This is a genomic window from Pontibacillus sp. ABV4_188 (genome assembly GCF_056311905.1).
Genome location: NZ_CM149975.1, coordinates 439,192 through 457,303, shown reverse-complemented (window position 1 = coordinate 457,303; position 18,112 = coordinate 439,192). Strand labels below are relative to the sequence as shown.

General features: G+C 42.4%; 16 protein-coding genes. 4 read left to right on the top strand and 12 right to left on the bottom strand.

Translation table 11 applies throughout. From position 1 onward, the window contains the following. The first annotated feature begins 86 nt into the window (after positions 1-86). Positions 87-1,034, top strand: coding sequence for a glutaminase A (glsA, locus tag ACYX4O_RS02410; RefSeq protein ID WP_476354262.1), 948 nt, complete (start codon positions 87-89; stop codon positions 1,032-1,034). Between the two features lie 65 nt (positions 1,035-1,099). Here glsA and ACYX4O_RS02405 read toward each other — a convergent pair whose 3' ends face one another. The 7 genes from ACYX4O_RS02405 to ACYX4O_RS02375 form a co-directional block, all read right to left on the bottom strand. After that, positions 1,100-2,542 carry a glycoside hydrolase family 32 protein gene (locus ACYX4O_RS02405; RefSeq protein ID WP_476354260.1) on the bottom strand — a complete coding sequence of 481 codons (1,443 nt, stop codon included), beginning with the start codon at positions 2,540-2,542 and terminating at the stop codon, positions 1,100-1,102. A 12-nt stretch (positions 2,543-2,554) separates the two neighbouring features. Beyond that, positions 2,555-3,505 (bottom strand): aminoimidazole riboside kinase, encoded by a 951-nt coding sequence (locus tag ACYX4O_RS02400; protein ID WP_476354258.1) that lies wholly within the window; start codon positions 3,503-3,505, stop codon positions 2,555-2,557. 113 nt (positions 3,506-3,618) lie between these two features. Further along, positions 3,619-4,992 carry a sucrose-specific PTS transporter subunit IIBC gene (locus ACYX4O_RS02395; RefSeq protein ID WP_476354256.1) on the bottom strand — a complete coding sequence of 458 codons (1,374 nt, stop codon included), beginning with the start codon at positions 4,990-4,992 and terminating at the stop codon, positions 3,619-3,621. Between the two features lie 218 nt (positions 4,993-5,210). Then, positions 5,211-6,038 (bottom strand): PRD domain-containing protein, encoded by an 828-nt coding sequence (locus ACYX4O_RS02390; RefSeq protein ID WP_476354254.1) that lies wholly within the window; start codon positions 6,036-6,038, stop codon positions 5,211-5,213. A 106-nt stretch (positions 6,039-6,144) separates the two neighbouring features. After that, positions 6,145-6,642 carry a PTS sugar transporter subunit IIA gene (locus ACYX4O_RS02385; protein ID WP_476354252.1) on the bottom strand — a complete coding sequence of 166 codons (498 nt, stop codon included), beginning with the start codon at positions 6,640-6,642 and terminating at the stop codon, positions 6,145-6,147. Between the two features lie 301 nt (positions 6,643-6,943). Continuing rightward, on the bottom strand, positions 6,944-7,681 hold the full coding sequence (locus ACYX4O_RS02380; protein WP_476354250.1) for a CAP domain-containing protein: 738 nt from the start codon (positions 7,679-7,681) through the stop codon (positions 6,944-6,946). A gap of 290 nt (positions 7,682-7,971) precedes the next feature. Continuing rightward, positions 7,972-8,724 carry a YkgJ family cysteine cluster protein gene (locus tag ACYX4O_RS02375; RefSeq protein WP_476354248.1) on the bottom strand — a complete coding sequence of 251 codons (753 nt, stop codon included), beginning with the start codon at positions 8,722-8,724 and terminating at the stop codon, positions 7,972-7,974. 180 nt (positions 8,725-8,904) lie between these two features. Here ACYX4O_RS02375 and ACYX4O_RS02370 point away from each other — a divergent pair, with 180 nt between their 5' ends. The 3 genes from ACYX4O_RS02370 (at position 8,905) to nhaC (ending at position 11,958) form a co-directional block, all read left to right on the top strand. Beyond that, a complete protein-coding gene (locus ACYX4O_RS02370; protein ID WP_207529048.1) occupies positions 8,905-9,039 on the top strand; it encodes a YflJ family protein in 135 nt (44 codons plus the stop codon). Between the two features lie 179 nt (positions 9,040-9,218). Next, on the top strand, positions 9,219-10,226 hold the full coding sequence (gene mreBH, locus ACYX4O_RS02365) for a rod-share determining protein MreBH (RefSeq protein WP_476354246.1): 1,008 nt from the start codon (positions 9,219-9,221) through the stop codon (positions 10,224-10,226). 307 nt (positions 10,227-10,533) lie between these two features. Next, on the top strand, positions 10,534-11,958 hold the full coding sequence (gene nhaC, locus ACYX4O_RS02360; protein ID WP_476354244.1) for a Na+/H+ antiporter NhaC: 1,425 nt from the start codon (positions 10,534-10,536) through the stop codon (positions 11,956-11,958). A gap of 34 nt (positions 11,959-11,992) precedes the next feature. Here the strand turns inward: nhaC and ACYX4O_RS02355 are convergent, their stop codons facing one another. The 5 genes from ACYX4O_RS02355 to yfcC all read right to left on the bottom strand — a co-directional run bounded on the left by ACYX4O_RS02355 (position 11,993) and on the right by yfcC (position 18,038). After that, positions 11,993-13,339: an alanine/glycine:cation symporter family protein gene (locus ACYX4O_RS02355; protein ID WP_476354242.1), complete on the bottom strand. Its 1,347-nt coding sequence runs from the start codon at positions 13,337-13,339 to the stop codon at positions 11,993-11,995. A 181-nt stretch (positions 13,340-13,520) separates the two neighbouring features. Further along, positions 13,521-14,072 (bottom strand): hypothetical protein, encoded by a 552-nt coding sequence (locus tag ACYX4O_RS02350; protein ID WP_476354240.1) that lies wholly within the window; start codon positions 14,070-14,072, stop codon positions 13,521-13,523. Positions 14,073-14,143: 71 nt separating this feature from the next. Beyond that, positions 14,144-15,349, bottom strand: a complete 1,206-nt coding sequence (locus tag ACYX4O_RS02345; RefSeq protein ID WP_476354238.1) for a PQQ-dependent sugar dehydrogenase — start codon at positions 15,347-15,349, stop codon at positions 14,144-14,146. Continuing rightward, positions 15,342-16,511: a beta-aspartyl-peptidase gene (gene iadA / locus ACYX4O_RS02340; RefSeq protein ID WP_476354236.1), complete on the bottom strand. Its 1,170-nt coding sequence runs from the start codon at positions 16,509-16,511 to the stop codon at positions 15,342-15,344. Before iadA ends, ACYX4O_RS02345 begins: the two co-directional genes overlap by 8 nt. Positions 16,512-16,535: 24 nt before the next feature. Beyond that, a complete protein-coding gene (yfcC, locus tag ACYX4O_RS02335) occupies positions 16,536-18,038 on the bottom strand; it encodes a putative basic amino acid antiporter YfcC (protein ID WP_476354234.1) in 1,503 nt (500 codons plus the stop codon). Between the last annotated feature and the right edge of the window lie 74 nt (positions 18,039-18,112).

Below are 18,112 nucleotides of genomic sequence, written 5' to 3'. Positions count from 1 at the left end.
CAAAAATTGTAACACAACGTTTAGGAGGTTTCGACACTGGAAAGTTAGGCTACATAATTAGGACGAACACGATTGGGGGCAGGAATATGGTTACATTAAGCAATGATTATTTAAAAGACATAATAACCGAATATACACCTTATACTACTCAGGGGGAAGTCGTTCAGAGTCTCCCTTGTGTGAGTGAACTAAATCAAAACGACATCGGAATCGCCGTCATTGATTTAGATCAAAATGTCTACACAGCAGGTACAACGGACCTTTCTTTTTCGTTACAAAGTGCTTCTAAAGTGGTCAGTCTCATGATTGCACTAGAAGACCTAGGGGAAGAAAAAGTGTTCCAAACCGTTGGGATGGAGCCAATGGGTGATTTCTTCAATACCATTAGCCATTTGGAGGCTGACAATGTACATAGACCTTTTAATCCAATGGTTAACGCAGGAGCCATTGCCATTTGCTCGTTAATCAAAGGATCTTCAGTAGAAGAGCGATTTGAGCGGATTATGACCATGTTAAAGAGCATTCTCGGTCACGATGACATTCACATGAATGATGATGTCTATAAAGCTGAAAGACGTAAAGGAGATCGGAACCGCGCTCTTGCTTACTATATGAGCAGTACGGGTTCTGTGGCTCTTGACCCTGAGGAAGCGCTCGATTTGTATTTTAGAATTAATTCCATAGAGTTTCAGGTGCGGGACTTAGCCTTACTCGGTTTGTTTTTTGCAAATGGTGGCAAAACGATTGAAGAGGGAGAACAACTTCTACATCCCGATCATTTAACAACGATTGAAGCCATTATGATGACATCTGGCATGTACAATGAATCCGGTCGATTCGCTGTAAATGTTGGATTTCCATGTAAAAGTGGAATTAGCGGCGGGATTTTTGGAGCCGTTCCAGGCCGTTATGGAATAGGCGTCATCGGACCTGCAATTAACCCGAAAGGTAATAGTGTTGCCGGCAGTAAAATCCTTGAACGCCTCTCGAAAGATCTAGGTTTAAACATCTTTCACCCTGAAGCTAAAGAATAAAAGATAATAAACAAAAGACGCCTTTGGGTTATGCCCAAAAGGCGTCTTTTAGATGATTCTATTCCTTATAGATTCCAATGAGAAACATTTAACGTCAGCTCGCCTGAAGAAGCAAAATAAACGGAACGATTCTCTTGCTCAGGATAGTAACGAGCTGTAAAGACCTCTTCTCCACCATTCACAAACATCTCTACAGAAGATGTATCTACGAACAAGCGAAGGTCTTCTAATTCATCAATCTTGCACGTCCTTGATTCCACTCTACGATCTTCAAATCGTTTACGCTCAAGGGTTAATTCACCACTTGGCTTGTGATACACAACGCGCGCATTGTTTCGTAGCGTTAGTTCGAACACATCTGCATGGTTGCGTTCAAACCCAAGCTGAAGTTCAAAGGCATCCCCTTCGATTCCTTCAATCGTTGTTTCTACTCCGTTTAATTCCACGCGTTCGTAAGAGATTTCTTCTTTTCGAAGCTTCTCTAATTCCACTACAGGCTTCTGAATCAACTTGTCCCCATCAAGCATCAGCTCTCTTGGAAGAGTAAGCGTATGAATCCATTTATGCTTAATCGTGGGATGATGTTCTTCGTCCTGGTCTGGTACACCCATCCAGCCAACTAAAATGCGACGGCCTTGATCATCTACAGTAGTTTGAGGAGCATAAAATTCAAACCCTTGATCAAGCTCCTTGAACGATCCATGCTCAAGCTTCCCTGTTTCGTAATTCATATCGCCCACAAAGTAGCCAGATTGATAAACATTTTGATAATGATTGCCTTGTACCTCTAATCCTTGAGGAGATACAACTAAAATGTGCTTGTCCTCTAGTTCAAACAAATCTGGGCATTCCCACATAAAACCGAAATCATCTAGTTGATCTGTATGAGCGCCAGTTACAACGCCCATGTGCTCCCAATTTTCAAGGTCAGATGAACGGAACAGCGCAACACGTCCTTGTAGATCGTGATTCTGTGTACCAACAACCATATACCAATACTCGCCATGCTTCCACACTTTTGGATCGCGGAAGTGGGCGGTGTATTCTTCAGGTAATTCTAATACGACACCTTGCTTCTCAAAATGAATTCCATCTTCTGATGTTGCTAACACTTGATAGCTTTCACGGTTGCCGTCTTCATCTTTTACATTCCCCGTATAGAACAAGTTCATCAATCCATTCGCTTCAACAGCACTTCCGGAATAGCACCCATTCTTCTCAAACCATTCAGAAGGTGTTAGAGCAATCGGTTCTGCCTGCCAGTTTACTAGATCAAGAGATGAGTAATGGCCCCAGAATTTTGCACCATGCCCTGTGTTAAATGGCATCCACTGATAAAACATATGATACGTTCCATTATATTGAACAAATCCATTCGGGTCGTTTAACAACCCTACAGGCGGCTGGATGTGAAAGCGAAGACGATGAGGATCGGCTTCTACTTGATCACGAAATTTCTCGATTTCTGCATAAGCCTCTTGGCGAAGCTGATTATCTCTTTGAGACACAAGAGTCCCTCCTTAGGAAGATACGTGTTGTTTTACTTGTTCGATGGTTGGTAAAGCTGTCATAGCACCTTTAGTCGAGGCTGCAAGTGCACCTGATACGCTGGCCATTTTCGCCATATCAACAGCTTGTTCAATCGAAAGATCTTCCATGCTAGCATCCGTCTCATTAATGGCATAAAGGATGCCAGATACAAAAGCATCTCCTGCCCCTGTTGTGTCGACAGCGTTCACTTTCATAGCCTCAACTTTAGCAATCTCTCCATTTGTAACAACATAGCTACCGTCCCCACCTAACGTAACAAGCATAAATGGAATGTCGTACTTCTCATTAATTTGCTTGATTCCGGCTTCAATGTCTTTCTCACCTGTAATAAACTCAAGTTCCTCCTCTGAAACTTTCAGCACGTCAACTTGATCAAGCATAGAGATGATGGCTTCTTTTGCCTGCTCTTCAGAGGACCATAAGCTCATACGAAGATTCGGGTCAAAGGAGACAACCAGCCCCTTTTCACGCGCTACCTGAACAGCATGCTTTGTAGCTTCTTTTGCTGGTTCATTAATCATCGAAATGGTTCCAAAGTGAAGAACACGATGTTCATCAAATAAAGACTCTTCCACGTCATTTACTTGAAGCATTTGGTCTGCACTTGGATTTATAAAGAATTCAAAGCTCCGCTCTCCATTCGCTGCAAGCGATACAAACACGACGCCTGTTCGTACGTCTTGAGTAAATGTCATACCATCTGTTTTCACACCATAAGAAGTAAGAGTATCTTTTAGGAAGTGACCTAATGAATCATCTCCTACTTTACCTAAAAATGTTGATTTAGCCCCAAGACGCGCTAAGCCTACTGCAACGTTTGCCGGGGCTCCCCCTGGGCTTTTCTGATATTCCGTGTTCTCACTTGTTAATGGGATGAAGTCAATTAACGCCTCTCCCAAACTAATAATGCCTTTTGTCATGGTTCTATCTCCCTTCACGAGTTCCATATTTACAGATTACCAAAAACGAGCTCTTATGTCCTTTATGAATAAAAGAAGTCAGGCAACCTGGCCTGACTTCTTGTTCATTTGTTCTATTTTTTCTCTTCTTTCCAACCTAGCAGTAATGTTGCTAAGAAGGCACCACCGATAGCAATGACAAGTCCGATGATATAATTTAGCGTGTCAGAACCTGTTGTTAAAGCAATCATTGGTAGTCCAGTTAAACCAATACCATTCGCTATTACACCTGTAAAGGTAACGTAGAAGCCACCTAGAGCACCACCAATCATCGCACCGATGAATGGACGACGGTGCTTCAAGTTAACACCGAAGATGACTGGCTCTGTTACACCAAGGAAGGCGGAAACAGCACCTGGAAGTGCAATTTCTTTTGTTTTCTTGTTCTTTGTTCTGAAGAATACAGCTAGACCAGCACCACCTTGAGCTACGTTTGCCATCGCCCAGATTGGTAGAAGGTAGTTACCTGCTTTAGTTAAAAGCTCTGCTTCAATTGCGTGGAAGCTGTGGTGTACACCCGTTAGTACAATAAGGGAATACGTACCACCAAATACTAGACCAGCTAATCCTTGCGCTGTTCCATAAACCATATCTAGAACCGTCGTAATACCAGAGCCAAGCAAGCGTCCGGCTGGTCCAACTACAAGCAATGCCGCGAAACCAGTTAAGATAACGGTTAAGAATGGTGTAACAAGTAAATCAATAACGCCTGGGACCACTTTACGGATATTCTTTTCGAGTACACTCATGATATAAACGGTTAATAATACCGGGATTACAGTACCTTGATACCCTAACATTTCAATGGAAAAGCCGAAGAAATCCATTGTAGGAATCTCAGCTGTTCCTGAATTCCAAGCGTTTAATAACGCCGGGTGCGTCATAATACCACCAATAACAGCACCTAGATAAGGGGTAGCCCCAAACTCTCTCGCTGCACTAAAACCAATTAGAATCGGTAAGATAATAAAGGCAGCAGATGAGAACATATCTAACATGGTAAAGATCGCACCGTCTGGATCTCCCCATTCATAAGCCCTCATTAACCCAAGAAGGCCCATTAACATACCGCTGGCTACGATTGCCGGAATAATCGGTACGAAAATATTCGAAAGCATACGAGCGAAACGAGCAAATGGATTCATATTTTGCTTAGCTGCCTCTTTATGATCGACACCTTCTTTTTGCTCACCTTGCTCAATGCCTAATTCTTTAGCAAACGGTTGGAATACTTTGTTAACTACTCCTGTACCGAAAATAATTTGATACTGACCTGAACTTGAGAAGGCCCCTTTAACCCCATCAAGTTCTTCAATGGCAGATTGGTCGACTTGGCTTTCGTCACTAATTACCAAGCGAAGACGTGTTGCACAGTGAGTCGCACTAACAACGTTTTCCTTTCCACCTAACAACGGAACTAACTTCTTAGCTATATCTTTGTAGTCCATGTTGCTTTCCTCCCTTTTCAAATTAAGTTAACCAAATCGTCTCTAACAAATAAAAAAGGCAAGACCTAAACTATCTACATAGGATACACGTATCCCTTGTAAACACTTTAGGTCTTGCCTGCCAAAACAGTAACAATCCTGCTTTATTAGTTTGTATCCCCATTGTAATGTAAGCGTTGTCGGTATGCAATACTTTTATCCTAAAAATCCTTTCCAGTTTAGGTACGTTCTAGTACTCGCTGGATGTGAAGAGCAATATACCCAATTTCGGAATCAGGGAATGTGATTTCATACTCTTGTTTTATAAACTGGGCCATCTTCTGAGATAACACAAATGCCCCTTCATACTTTGTCCGAATGAGATCAAGCATATCCGGGTCCATATCATGAAAAGGTTCTCCTGTTTCAATACGATTAAGGGCGAAGTGAAGGTGCGTTACCATACGCTGGTGGGAAATCCCTTCAGGATCCACCTTAGAGCCTGACTCTTCTTCTAATACTCCGATCATTTCATTAATCATCGTTGTATGCTTCATCGTATTCTCCATTGTACTTGACCCAAGCTTTGCTGTATGAATGTGTAAGGCAATATGGGCGGCTTCGTCCTCAGGAATTGGTACGCCAGTCCGTTTCTCAATGAGATCAATGGCCCATAACCCTATTGAAAATTCTTGAGCATAAAGGGTCTTAATTTCCGTTATAAGTTTGTTCTGGATCCGAAAGCCTTGCCTTAAACGCTCTACAGCAAAGGATATATGATCGGTTAAGGTTATGTGAATATGGTCACTGAGGGGTACTTTCAAGAAACCCTCCGCATAACTGATAATCTCCTCTGCTAATTCAATGACATCTTCAGGTAGCGTTTTCAACAGTTCCTGGAATTTCTTGTTGCCATCAGACATAACAAAGATCTTCTCAATCTTTGATTGACTGATTACATCATTCTTTGATTTTTGAAATGCAATTCCTGCTCCCATAACAATCTTCTCTTGATTATCTTCTTTAACGACTACCGCATTATTATTTAAGATTTTGTTAATCTTCATATCGCCGCCACCTCCTATACGTTTCTAAAAAATAAAAGGTTGTGTTCATCATGGCAGTTTTCCATGATAAACACAACTTTTGATGAAGCAAATGGCGGCTAACTTATTATTTTACTGTTACTTTTAGTAGTTCAGTTTCACCTTTTGTTGTTTCACCGCTATTTAAGCGCTCCATATTCTCAACTTCGTCACTGTTTGTGATAATAACTGGTGTAATTGTACTTTTCGCTTTTTCTTTTACTTTATCCATATCGAATGTGATTAAAGAATCACCTGGTTTTACTTTATCTCCAACCTCAACGTGACCTTCGAAACCGTCACCTTCCATGCTTACAGTCTCAAGACCGATGTGAATAAGTACTTCTAGTCCACCTTCAGTTTTGATACCAATTGCGTGCTTTGTCGGGAATAACTGAACAATTTCACCAGCGATTGGAGCGACAACGTTCCCATCTGCAGGTTCAATTGCAAGTCCTTCACCCATCATTTTTTGAGAGAAAACAGGGTCTGGTACTTCTTCAAGATCTAATACCTTACCGTTTAATGGCGCTACTAGTACTTCTTCTGATACTTTGTCTTTTTTACCGAATAATTTCTTTAACATGTTAGGTCACCCTTTTTTCAGAATATTTTATGAAATTAAAAAGACCTAAAACGGGTAGAAGTTAGCTACGTTTTAGGTCTTGCCTGATCGAGTCAGTCACAATCCAAGTCATATGTTTACTTTTAAGAGTAAACGGATCCACATGGATTGTCAAGAAGTTGTAACGTAGTTCACTTTATACAATACATATACCCGATACAAATATGGTTAATCGTTTTCTTTCCCATCATAAACTATCCAACTATTAACGTTCCCTGCTTGGCATAAAAAAATGCCCCGGGTATGACCCGGAGCAAAGATCTTACTTCCCAATAAATTGTTGTGTCCAAACGTTTCCATTCTCAACGAAACCAACACCAATGTGTGTAAAGTTCTCGTTTAAGATATTTGCACGGTGACCTTCACTATTCATCCACCCATCTACCACTTCTTGAGGGGTTTGTTGGCCTTTGGCGATGTTTTCACCGGCTGTGCGATATTCAATACCAAATTGCTTCATCATATCAAATGGAGAACCGTACGTTGGGCTATCATGAGAGAAGTATCCATTTTGGGCCATATCTTGAGACTTCTTCTCAGCTACGTTGCTTAACTCTTTATCAATCGTAAGCGGTTCTAAGCCCTGCGCTGCTCGCTCTTCGTTCGTAAGTTCCACCACTTTTTGCTCAAACTGACTCAGTGCATTTTCTTGTTGTTGTTCAGTTTGCTGTTGAGTTTGTGCAGGCTCTTGCTGTTGTTGAGGAGCTTGTGCTTGCTGTTGAGTTTGTGCAGGCGTTGCTTCCTCTTGTTGTTCAGACTTCTCTTGTTGAGGTTTTTCTATTGATGGTTCGGTTGTTTGATTCCATTTTATTTCATAGTTTGATAGAAAATCGTTCATCCATTGGTCTAGTTGTTCTTGGCTGACTTGTTGTCCACTTTCAAATTGGAACGTCTTCGTCTTCACTGAATCTTGAGACTGGGCATGTGCGTCAGATTGCATAACGCCCCCTGCCATAAGAGATGCTGCAAGAGCAGTTGTTATTGTGACTTTTTTAAACATGTGATCTCCTCCTGTAGAGTTCTTTGTTTGGAACACATTCATCATACCACTGGATTCCATGTAATATTTTTGGGAGGAATTAACTCAAGCGACTTTTTGAGATCACTCCTATTATCAAAAAAGTGGCTCAATTATTGATACACCAGAAACGAACAAAGATTTAAACAGAACCAATAACCATTCCATATATATCCTTAAGTAGTATGATTTTTAAAGGAAATGCTATTGACGACTATAGAAGAAAGCCTCCCTTGTAACATAAAGGGAGGCTTTGTAAACAAGTTGTTACATTATTTCTGTTGTTCTTCTGCAATCCACTGCTTGGCCCAGTTTGCCAAGTAATCATAGTTCCACACATCTGACGGATAGTCTATGAACATCTCTTCCCCATCTTCATACAACTCTTGAAGAACTTCGTTTAGAGATCCCATATAAAAATCATAGAGGAATTCGTAACTGATCGTTTCCTTTGGCATATAGTTATCTGCACAAACTTGTGGGTCTGCATAGTTCACATATGTCCGGCACGGAATCGGCCTAATTTCATAAGCCATGCACATATTGCTTTCTGTATCTAGCATTGGACATGGAACCTGCGAGGCAATATATTTCTTCTTAAATTCAGGATCATTCTCATGATCAATCGACGTTACATGTTCAATTTCCTCTTTATACGTATCCTGCCACTTTTCTAAATGATCCATAATACGCTGCCTACGATCTGCCGGCCAATGATCAATAATCCGCTTCATCGTTTTAGCTTCTAATTCCGTAATGATAATGGGGAAGTAACAACAAAACGCACACCCCATAAAACAAGAAGCCTTAACATCCATGAACTGCTCCATGTTACTCATTTCTTCATTAACTTGTTGAAGAAACTGCTGAAACCCATCCATTACGATTTCATCAGCTGAACGTTCGCTAGCCAATAGCTGATCCGTAATAGATGCAAAATATCTATCATTCAACTCGTATTGTTCATTTAACAATTCAATACGTTTTAAAATGTCTTCATATGACAAATAGTGCTGTGATGTCACACCTTACACCCTTTCCTATACCTTACCTACTCCCAATAGTTTAACATCAGCACTCACTTTTGTACTAGCCACCTATATAAAAAATAAAGGGATACCCTTTCACTAGCTTGGGAAAGATGGTACAATGACAACGATGATTAATGCTCTTTATTAAATGCTATAGAAGAAAGGATGTTAGCCATGCATATCGGAAGCAAAGGTTGGTATGTTAACGAACTTAAAAAAGCTGGCATGAGCCGTTACGAAGGCCGTAAGCTTGAAAGCTATAAAAAGCACATTCTTGCAAACCTATACTTCGGCAAAGCTGCTAAGTAAGGTTGCTTGAAAAACAGAGAGCCCTAGCGCTCTCTGTTTTTTTATGCCTTTAAACCTCATTCTTCTTTAGCGATCTTGGAATATATTGTGCACAAATCACGACATCTGACACCCCCATAAAACTTGGCTTATAGGCGAATAACTATAGGAAGAAATACATCATTGGAGGAACGCTACATATGTTTTCTAATGCAGAAATTGGTATTGATTTAGGTACTGCGAACGTTTTAATCTATTCTAAAAATAAAGGGATCGTCTTAAACGAACCCTCTGTTGTAGCTATTGATACACAAACTAAAAATGTTTTAGCTGTCGGGAAAGAAGCTAAACAAATGGTCGGTAAAACTCCTAAGAATGTCGTCCCGATTCGCCCTCTTCGAGAAGGTGTGATTGCCGACTACGACATTACCGCTCAAATGTTAAAAGAAATGCTTAAAAAGGTCAGTAAGAAGATGGGCCTTTCTATGCGTAAACCGAACGTTGTCATTTGCACCCCATCTGGTTCCACATCAGTAGAGCGTCGCGCAATCCATAACGCTGTAAAAAGTTACGGCGCAAAACACGTTCACTTAATCGAAGAACCTGTAGCAGCAGCGATTGGCGCTGACCTCCCTGTAAGCGATCCTGTCGCAAACGTTGTGCTTGATATCGGCGGTGGTACAAGTGAAGTAGCCATTATCTCCTTTGGTGGTGTCGTATCCTGCCGCTCGGTTCGAAATGGCGGAGACACTATGGATGAAGAGATCGTTCAACACGTACGTCGAAACTATAATGTACTGATCGGTGAACGTACAGCAGAAGAAATAAAGATTAACATCGGCTATGCACTAGTTGATCACGAGGAACTCACGATGGAAGTCCGCGGCCGTGATATGGTAACTGGTTTACCTAAGACAATCACACTAAGCTCTGGAGAAGTCCAATCTGCCTTACGTGAAAATCTTGAAAACATTCTCGAAACCGTCCGTGCTACCCTAGAAGATTGCCCTCCTGAGCTAAGCGGCGACATTGTAGACCACGGTGTTGTCATCACAGGCGGTGGTGCATTACTAAATGGTATGGAAGAATGGTTAAGCAACGAGATCTCCGTTCCGGTTCACCTTGCTCCAAACCCATTGGAATCTGTCGCAATCGGTACTGGCCGTTCTCTACAAATGATCCAAAAACTTCAAAAAGCTGCAAAATAAGAAAAGCTAAAATTGTCCTAACATGGTTAGGACAATTTTTTATGTTTTGGAGTTTTGTGCCGTGGTGATCTGCTTTCTGTTCGTCGTTCGTTCTTTCTAGCCCTCGCTCACAACTTTCTAGCCGTCAGCTTTTCCTGCCGTAACGCCCAGCTTTCTAGCCGTGACACTCAACCTCCCAACTATCGCTCCACCCTCAAGTTGACAATTCAGACTGATGCACGTAAAATGTTTTAGTGAGTAAAAGCGTAAAAGGACTAAAGTAAATTGCATACATCTTAGATTTTCTCCTATGAAAGGAATGCACTCTATGAATAAACAACCTAGCTTTCTACTAGCTTTGTTCCCACCCGCAGCTCTTATTGCAGCGGCTGCGTACTCCATTCCAAATGAGTTAGGAATGTTCCTGCCATTAATCATCGGAATTGTTGCTACGAGTATCGTTGGAATGATTATAGGACGTTCTTGGGACGAGCTACAAGAATATATGAAAACCGGTGTTTCACGGGCCTTGCCTGCTATCTTCATCCTATTTATTATCGGTACCATCGTTGGATCGTGGATGTTAAGCGGCACGATCCCTTCTATTATTTATTACGGATTGGAATTTATTAAACCGAGTCTATTTCTTCCTACCATTGCCTTAACAACAGGCATAGTGGCCATTACACTCGGAAGTTCATTTACTGCCATTGCAACAGTTGGTGTGGCATTTATGGCTATTGGAGCCGGGATGGGGATACCAGACCCATTTATTGTCGGCGCATTAGTATCAGGGGCATTCTTCGGCGACAAGATTTCACCGCTATCTGATACAACCAATATCGCCCCTGCTATGGTTGGGGTAAACCTCTTTGATCACGTGCGACACATGCTTTGGGATACGATCCCTGCATTCGCCATTAGTTTAATTTTATTCTGGTTCCTTGGTTTAAACGCAGGAGGAGAGGCCGGGCAATCAGAGAAGATTTCTTCTATCATGAATGGCCTAACAGACACGTTTACCATTCATCCATTGCTTCTAGCTTTGCCGGTCATTACGATCGTGTTAATCGTGAAGCGATTGCCAGCTGTTCCCTCTCTTGTGATCGTGAGCGTAATTGGCGGAATCGTCGCCTTCTTCGTTCAAGGTAGTTCACTTGCTCAAATTATGGGTGCTATGACCGATGGCTTCGCTCCAAGCACAAGTTCAGAGACATTAAATGCTTTATTTGATCAAGGTGGAGGCGTGACATCCATGCTTCCGACAATTGGTTTAATCATCGCCGCAACAGCACTTGGCGGTGTACTTGAAGGGACAGGCATTTTCACCGTTCTATTAAATCGTATCGTCAATACGATCCAATCCACAGGATCACTCGTTTTACGAACAGTACTCTCAACGCTTGTAGTTGCCTTTACGAGTGGTGAGCAGTATTTATCTGTTATTCTCCCATCTCGCGCCATGGCTAAAGCTTACGAGAAACAAGGGATTCATCCTAAGAACTTATCTCGTACGGTTGAAGCAGCGGGTACAGTAGGGATCAACCTGGTCCCATGGGGAGTAACGGCACTGTTTGTCAGCAACATCACAAATGTTAGCCCTTATAGCTTCATACCATTTATCTTCTTTGCTTATCTCGTAATCGGCATCAATTTATTCTACGGGTACACTGGGATCTCTATTACAAAAGCAGATCCTCAAGAAGAACAAGATGAGAAACAAGAAGGGGACAGGTTCCCTGTAGCACGTTAACACGCTACAGGGGGCCTGTCCCCTTCTTGTTTATCTAGCGGAAGTCATGTAAATATGTCTTCCATGTTTTCTTTATCATTTTCGTTAATCCAATGAGAGCAAGAATATTTGGAATGACCATTAAAGCGTTAAACGTATCAGCCATTTCCCAAACAAAATCAACTTGAACGAGAGCTCCTAATACAATGCAAATTAAAACAATACTTCGATAAACCGGAACACCTTTTTCTCCAAACAGAAACTTCACATTCACTTCTCCGAAATAAGCCCATCCCAGGATCGTTGTAAATGCGAAGAAAAGTAAACAAATTGCGATAAACGGCGTCCCGAATGATCCCAACCCTCGCGCAAATCCTTCTTGCGTGATCGCACTCGCTTCTAATCCCGATTTATGAGCGTCTGTTAACAATACAACCATAGCTGTTAACGTACATATAACGACTGTATCAATAAACACACCAACCATCGCAACTAACCCTTGTTGAGCTGGGTGCTTCACGTTTGCAACAGCATGAGCATGTGGCGTTGAACCCATACCTGCTTCATTTGAAAATAGTCCACGCGCAATTCCGTACCGCACCGCTTCTTTAATCGTCGCACCAAGCACACCACCACCGGCTGCTTCTGGGCTAATGGCTGATTGAACGATGAGTCCAAGCGTTGGGATAACCTGATCGGCATGAAGAAATAAAATGGCTAAGCTACCGATAATATAAAGCAGCGCCATAACCGGAACAACATTCCCAGCGAATGTAGAAATACGGCTAATGCCTCCGAATAAAATGAGCCCAACAAAGAAGGCAATAAGGACGCCTAAAGCTACGTTAAAAAATTGCGAATGGTTGCCCACCGCCTGATTCATCGCCACAGTAATCGCATTGGATTGAACCATGTTCCCTACAAATCCTAAAGCGAATATGATGGCAATCGCAAAAAAGCCTGCAAGCCAGCGACTACCGAGACCATCTCTTATATAATAAGCCGGACCACCATAGACCTGATTTCCTTTTTTCACTTTATACACTTGCGAAAGTACCGCTTCAGCGAAAATCGTCGCCATGCCAAAGAAGGAACTAATCCACATCCAGAATATTGCACCAGGGCCACCGGCAGCTATTGCCGTCGCCACACCAGCAAGGTTTCCCGTACCTACTTGTGCTGAAATGGATGTAGCAAGTGCTTTAAACGAATTAATTCCGTCTTCTTCCTGCTTTTTAAACAACGGGGCAAATGTTCGTTTAAACCCTTCTCCTAGAAAGCGAACTTGAATGAATCCAAGCTGTATCGTTAACCAAACACCTGTCCCAAGAAGGAACAGGAGCATAACAGGCCCCCATAAAAAGCTGTTAATCTGTTCAAATGTTGTTGTTAAGAATTCCACGATGTATTCCTCTCGATCTCTTTTCATTAATCACGCATATTACCATAGAAGAGTATAGTACGTGCAAGCGTTTTACAGCAAGACTTTTTCCACTGGGGATAGACAGTAATTTATGGGAGGTGGATTCCAATTAAAAAGAGGCCCATTTTAGGGCCTCCTAATTTATTGATCAAACGTTTGATTAAAGGAAGAACGGATAGAACAAACGGCCAATTCCGAAGAACGGGAAACGATATCTTCTGAAGCGACGGAAGCGTCTTGGATAACCATATCCATAACCACCGTATCCTCCGTAACCGCCATATCCTCCATATCCGAACTGGCGCTCATCTGGCGATTCATCATCTTCCTCATCACCCATTGGAACAAGCATGTAGACATTTTCTTTATCTACTTCATCAATTATCCCTTCATATTGAGCACCATCTTGCATTTCAATGATTACAAAGTAATGCATGTGGCTCTTTGCTTGATTTTGCTTATCTTTCATGCTCATATTTTGAGAAGGCGACATTCCGTTTCCTTGCTCCATGCCCTGTTGCGGCATTTGCATTCCGTTTCCTTGCTCCATGCCCTGCTGCGGCATTTGCATTCCGTTTCCTTGACCCATGCCCTGCTGTGGCATTTGCATTCCGTTTCCTTGACCCATGCCCTGCTGTGGCATTTGCATTCCGTTTCCTTGGCCCATACCTTGCTGTGGCATTTGCATATTAAATGGTTGCTGTTGATACACATTTATCTCCCCTTTATGTTTCTTAAGTCGATGTTAGTGTATTCTTTTGACTGGGTGAATGTGACACTTTACTACGACTGATCCTTCATATCAGCACGATAGAGTTTGTCATCATCAGGTTCTGGGGTGCCCCTTCCATCCGTATTATTCGTTACAAAGTACAGAGCATTCTCTTCTATCATCAAATCGCGTACACGACCGACTCCATCCTTATATATACGAGATGTCCCTTTCTTTAAATCAAATTCCCTTATCTGCTCACCTCGCAACCCGGCCATATAGAGTTTTTCATTATTGTATCTCAAACCCGAAGGAGCCCAAGTGTCCTTTCCAGAGTGAAATAAGGGTTTCTCCATACCCGCTTTCTGCTCATCTCCACGAATCACAGGCCAGCCATAGTTTGAACCCTTTTTAATTAGATTTATTTCATCGTAAGCTCTAGAGCCATGTTCAGCTGCATACATCGTACCATCCTCTGCCCACGTCATTCCTTGTGGATTTCGATGACCATAACTGTAAATATACGAGTTAGTAAAAGGATTATCTGAAGGAATTGATCCATCAAGATTCATTCGCAGAATTTTACCCGCCAGGCTATTTCGATCCTGCGCACTACTCTCATTCGCAGCGTCCCCTGTCGAGATATAAAGAAACTGGTCGGGCCCAATCTCTAAACGCCCACCATTATGAATATTGCTACCTGGAATTCGGTTAATAAGAACATCCTGCTCCGTCCAAACGTCACCCTCAAGTTTCACCGTGATCACCCGATTGAATCGTCCTTGATCTTCATACGTATGGTAAAGAAACGCTAAACGATTAGCATCAAAATCAGGGTGAAGCAAAAAGCCAAGCAAACCACCTTCCCCTTGCTGAACGACTTGCTTCTCTAAACGAAGAGGCATCTCTTCTTTCGTTCCATCTGCCAGGACGTTCACGATCGATCCGCGACGCTCACTAATATAAAATGAATCCCCCACTTTATTGATATCCCAAGGCACATCAAGGTTCTTTGCAATAACCTCTCCCCTGTCCGTTTGGTCCTTCGTAACAGGTTCAGCTTCCTGACTTTTCTCTTCTGCCTGACATGCAACTAAAGATAGAACTAATATACCAACTACTATATACTTCATCTGATCAATCCCTTCGGTCCTTTTACATACACGCTTCCCCATAATGGAACGGATTAGACCCCTATCCCCCAGACTTTCATAAACTACAAAAACGACCAGAGTTAATTCTCTGGTCGTTCGATCGTAAAAATGTAATCTATTCAAACGTACCCTTAACAACAGCTTCTTTCCCCTCAACCATAAGCCTCCCAAGGGCAAATACCGCATCCACCTGAAGGTCTTCATCAAGTAAGACAAGATCCGCATCTTTCCCCTTTGCCAGCTCTCCTTTATGAGTAAGCTTTAGAATCTGAGCCGGACTACTCGTAACCGTTTGGATTGCTACTTCTAGCTCCACACCTTCTTCTATCACCGCTTCCCTCACAGCTTTATATAGCGTATCAACTCTTCCTAACTTCAAGCCAATAAAGTCTCCCTTTTCGTCAAAGTCAGGTAAACTTGCCTGGCCATCTGAAGTAAACGTGATTTGCTCTACAGGCACACCCGCTTCAAGCATCCTTTTTAGCCCGCGACCACATTTCACTTCCCCTTCCTCAAGAAACTTCGGAATGGTACTTGTAGTAAAGTCAACATAACCGCCCTTTAACGCGTATTGAATACCTGCCTCAAAAAGCTGCGGATTCCGGTTCATATGGGTCGGGTAAAATTGTTTAATCGGGATATCTGTTCGACCGGCAATCTCTTCAAGGATCGTAACCCCATCTTCACTATCACCGACGTGAATATTTACAACCCCCGCCTTACCAGAAAGAATCCCACCCACACGGGCTTGTGAAGCAATTTTCGCTAATTCCTCAACAGTTGGTTGGGAAGAGCGGTGATCAGCTATTGCAATTTCGCCTGCCCCAATAATAAGGTCAATTAAAATGAGGTCATCCTCGATCTTGCCCGTTAACGTCCTTACAGGAACCTGGTAAGAACCTGTATGAGCATAGCAACTGATTCCTTCCTCTCGCAACGCTCTCGCCTTTGCAACAAGGTTTGTCATCGTCCGGGTAGTGCCATCTGTCCCTAATACACCTACAAGAGTCGTGACTCCGCTAAGCGTAGCATCTGTTAACTGAAGTTCTGGCGTTCGGGTCTTGTAGCTCCCCTCTCCACCTCCTCCTGTAATGTGTACATGGGAATCAATAAAACCAGGAACAATTCTTTTCCCTGTTGCATCAATAACTTTCATATCCACAAAATCCTCTGGAACCGGGATCGAATCTCTGATCGCTCCAATTTTTTGATCCACGAGTAAAATATCTTTTTTTCCTAAATAATGTGGCGCATATACATCGCCATTCTGAATAAGAGTTAGCATAGATTCTCACACCTTTCCTGCTGCCTACACAAAGTTAAGTAAAGAAGCTCCGATAACGAACAAGGATCCTCCCATAAATAAGACGATGAAGAACTTAATAACAAATTTAAACCAAGTCCCCCATTCCAATCTCGCCGCCCCTAATGATCCCATAAGAGCCGCAGATGTTGGTACAATAATATTCGCAAAGCCATCTCCTAGTTGGAAAGCGAGGACAGCCACTTGCTTTGTTACACCCGCAAGTTCAGCAAGTGGTGACATGAGAGGCATTGTTAAAGCAGCCTGCCCAGAACCAGACACGACAAAGAAGTTGAATACGGTTTGGAACACATACATAAACCAAGCTGAAATAGCCGGAGTCACACCATCAAAGAGCTGCCCCGCCCCATATAACACAGTATTTAATATAGAGGGTTCTGAAGGATTGTCTCCACCCAATATAATCACGATTCCTTGCGCCATTCCTACAACCAATGCTGCTGGCAGTAAATCTTTTGCTCCACTAGCAAAAGCATCAGCAATATCGTTTACTCGCATGTTATTTAATTTAAAGATGACTCCAATAATACCTGCTACAAGTCCCATCGTGAAAAACTGACTTGCGATCTCAGGAATATAGTAAGCATGCTCAACAACGCCCCATATAATCCATGCAATACCGGCCAACACGGTGAACAGAACAAGAATGTGGCCTGTTTTAAAATGGACATCCAAGTCTCTTGATTTAAAGTCTTCCCTGAAATACTCATCAGATTGATACGATAGTGAGCGAGTTGGCTGCTTCCGAATCTTATTTGCGTACCACCATGTATAAGCAATCCCTAACAGCGTGAAAAATGCCCACATTGCAATTCGAAAAGGTGCACCAGAGAATACCGGAACCCCTGCCACCCCTTGAGCAATAGCTACTCCAAAAGGGTTCATCCACGAAGTGGCAAATCCAATTTGAGTGGCTACATACGTAATCATAACTCCCGTAATCGCATCATAACCAAGTGCAACAACTAAAGGAACGAGGATCATCGCAAAAGCAATCGCTTCTTCCCCCATACCAAATACCGCTCCACCTAAAGAAAAGAGAAAGAACAGGATTGGTATAATCAGCCCTTCTTTTCCTTTTGTTTTATCAATAACAGAAAGGATACCCTCTTCAATCGCACGGGTACGTATAATTATTCCAAAAGCACCGCCAACAATGATAATAAAAGCGATCACCCCTACAGCAGAGCCCCATTTACTCCCTGAGACGAGTCCTTCAAAGACGTAGTTCAAGAAACCAGCGCCTCCTCCAGATTCAAACAAACTCGTCCCTTCCTGTTCGCCTTCAACATAACTGAAGCTATCTGGAATAAGGACCGTTTCGGTTTGCGTTTCTCCACCTTTCTCATACGTGACCTCTTTCGTCTCGAATACACCAGCTGGCACTACATACGTCAGAACAGCTGCCAGTACAACCACAAAAAAGATAATAACGTACGTATGAGGCACCGTTATCCCTTTCTTAGGTTCTCTTTGGTCTTTCCCCATCTTCATTCCTCCCTGTAATGGTCTTATCTTAAACAGATGCAAAAATCATGCCAAATTAAAAATCTGAATTTTCT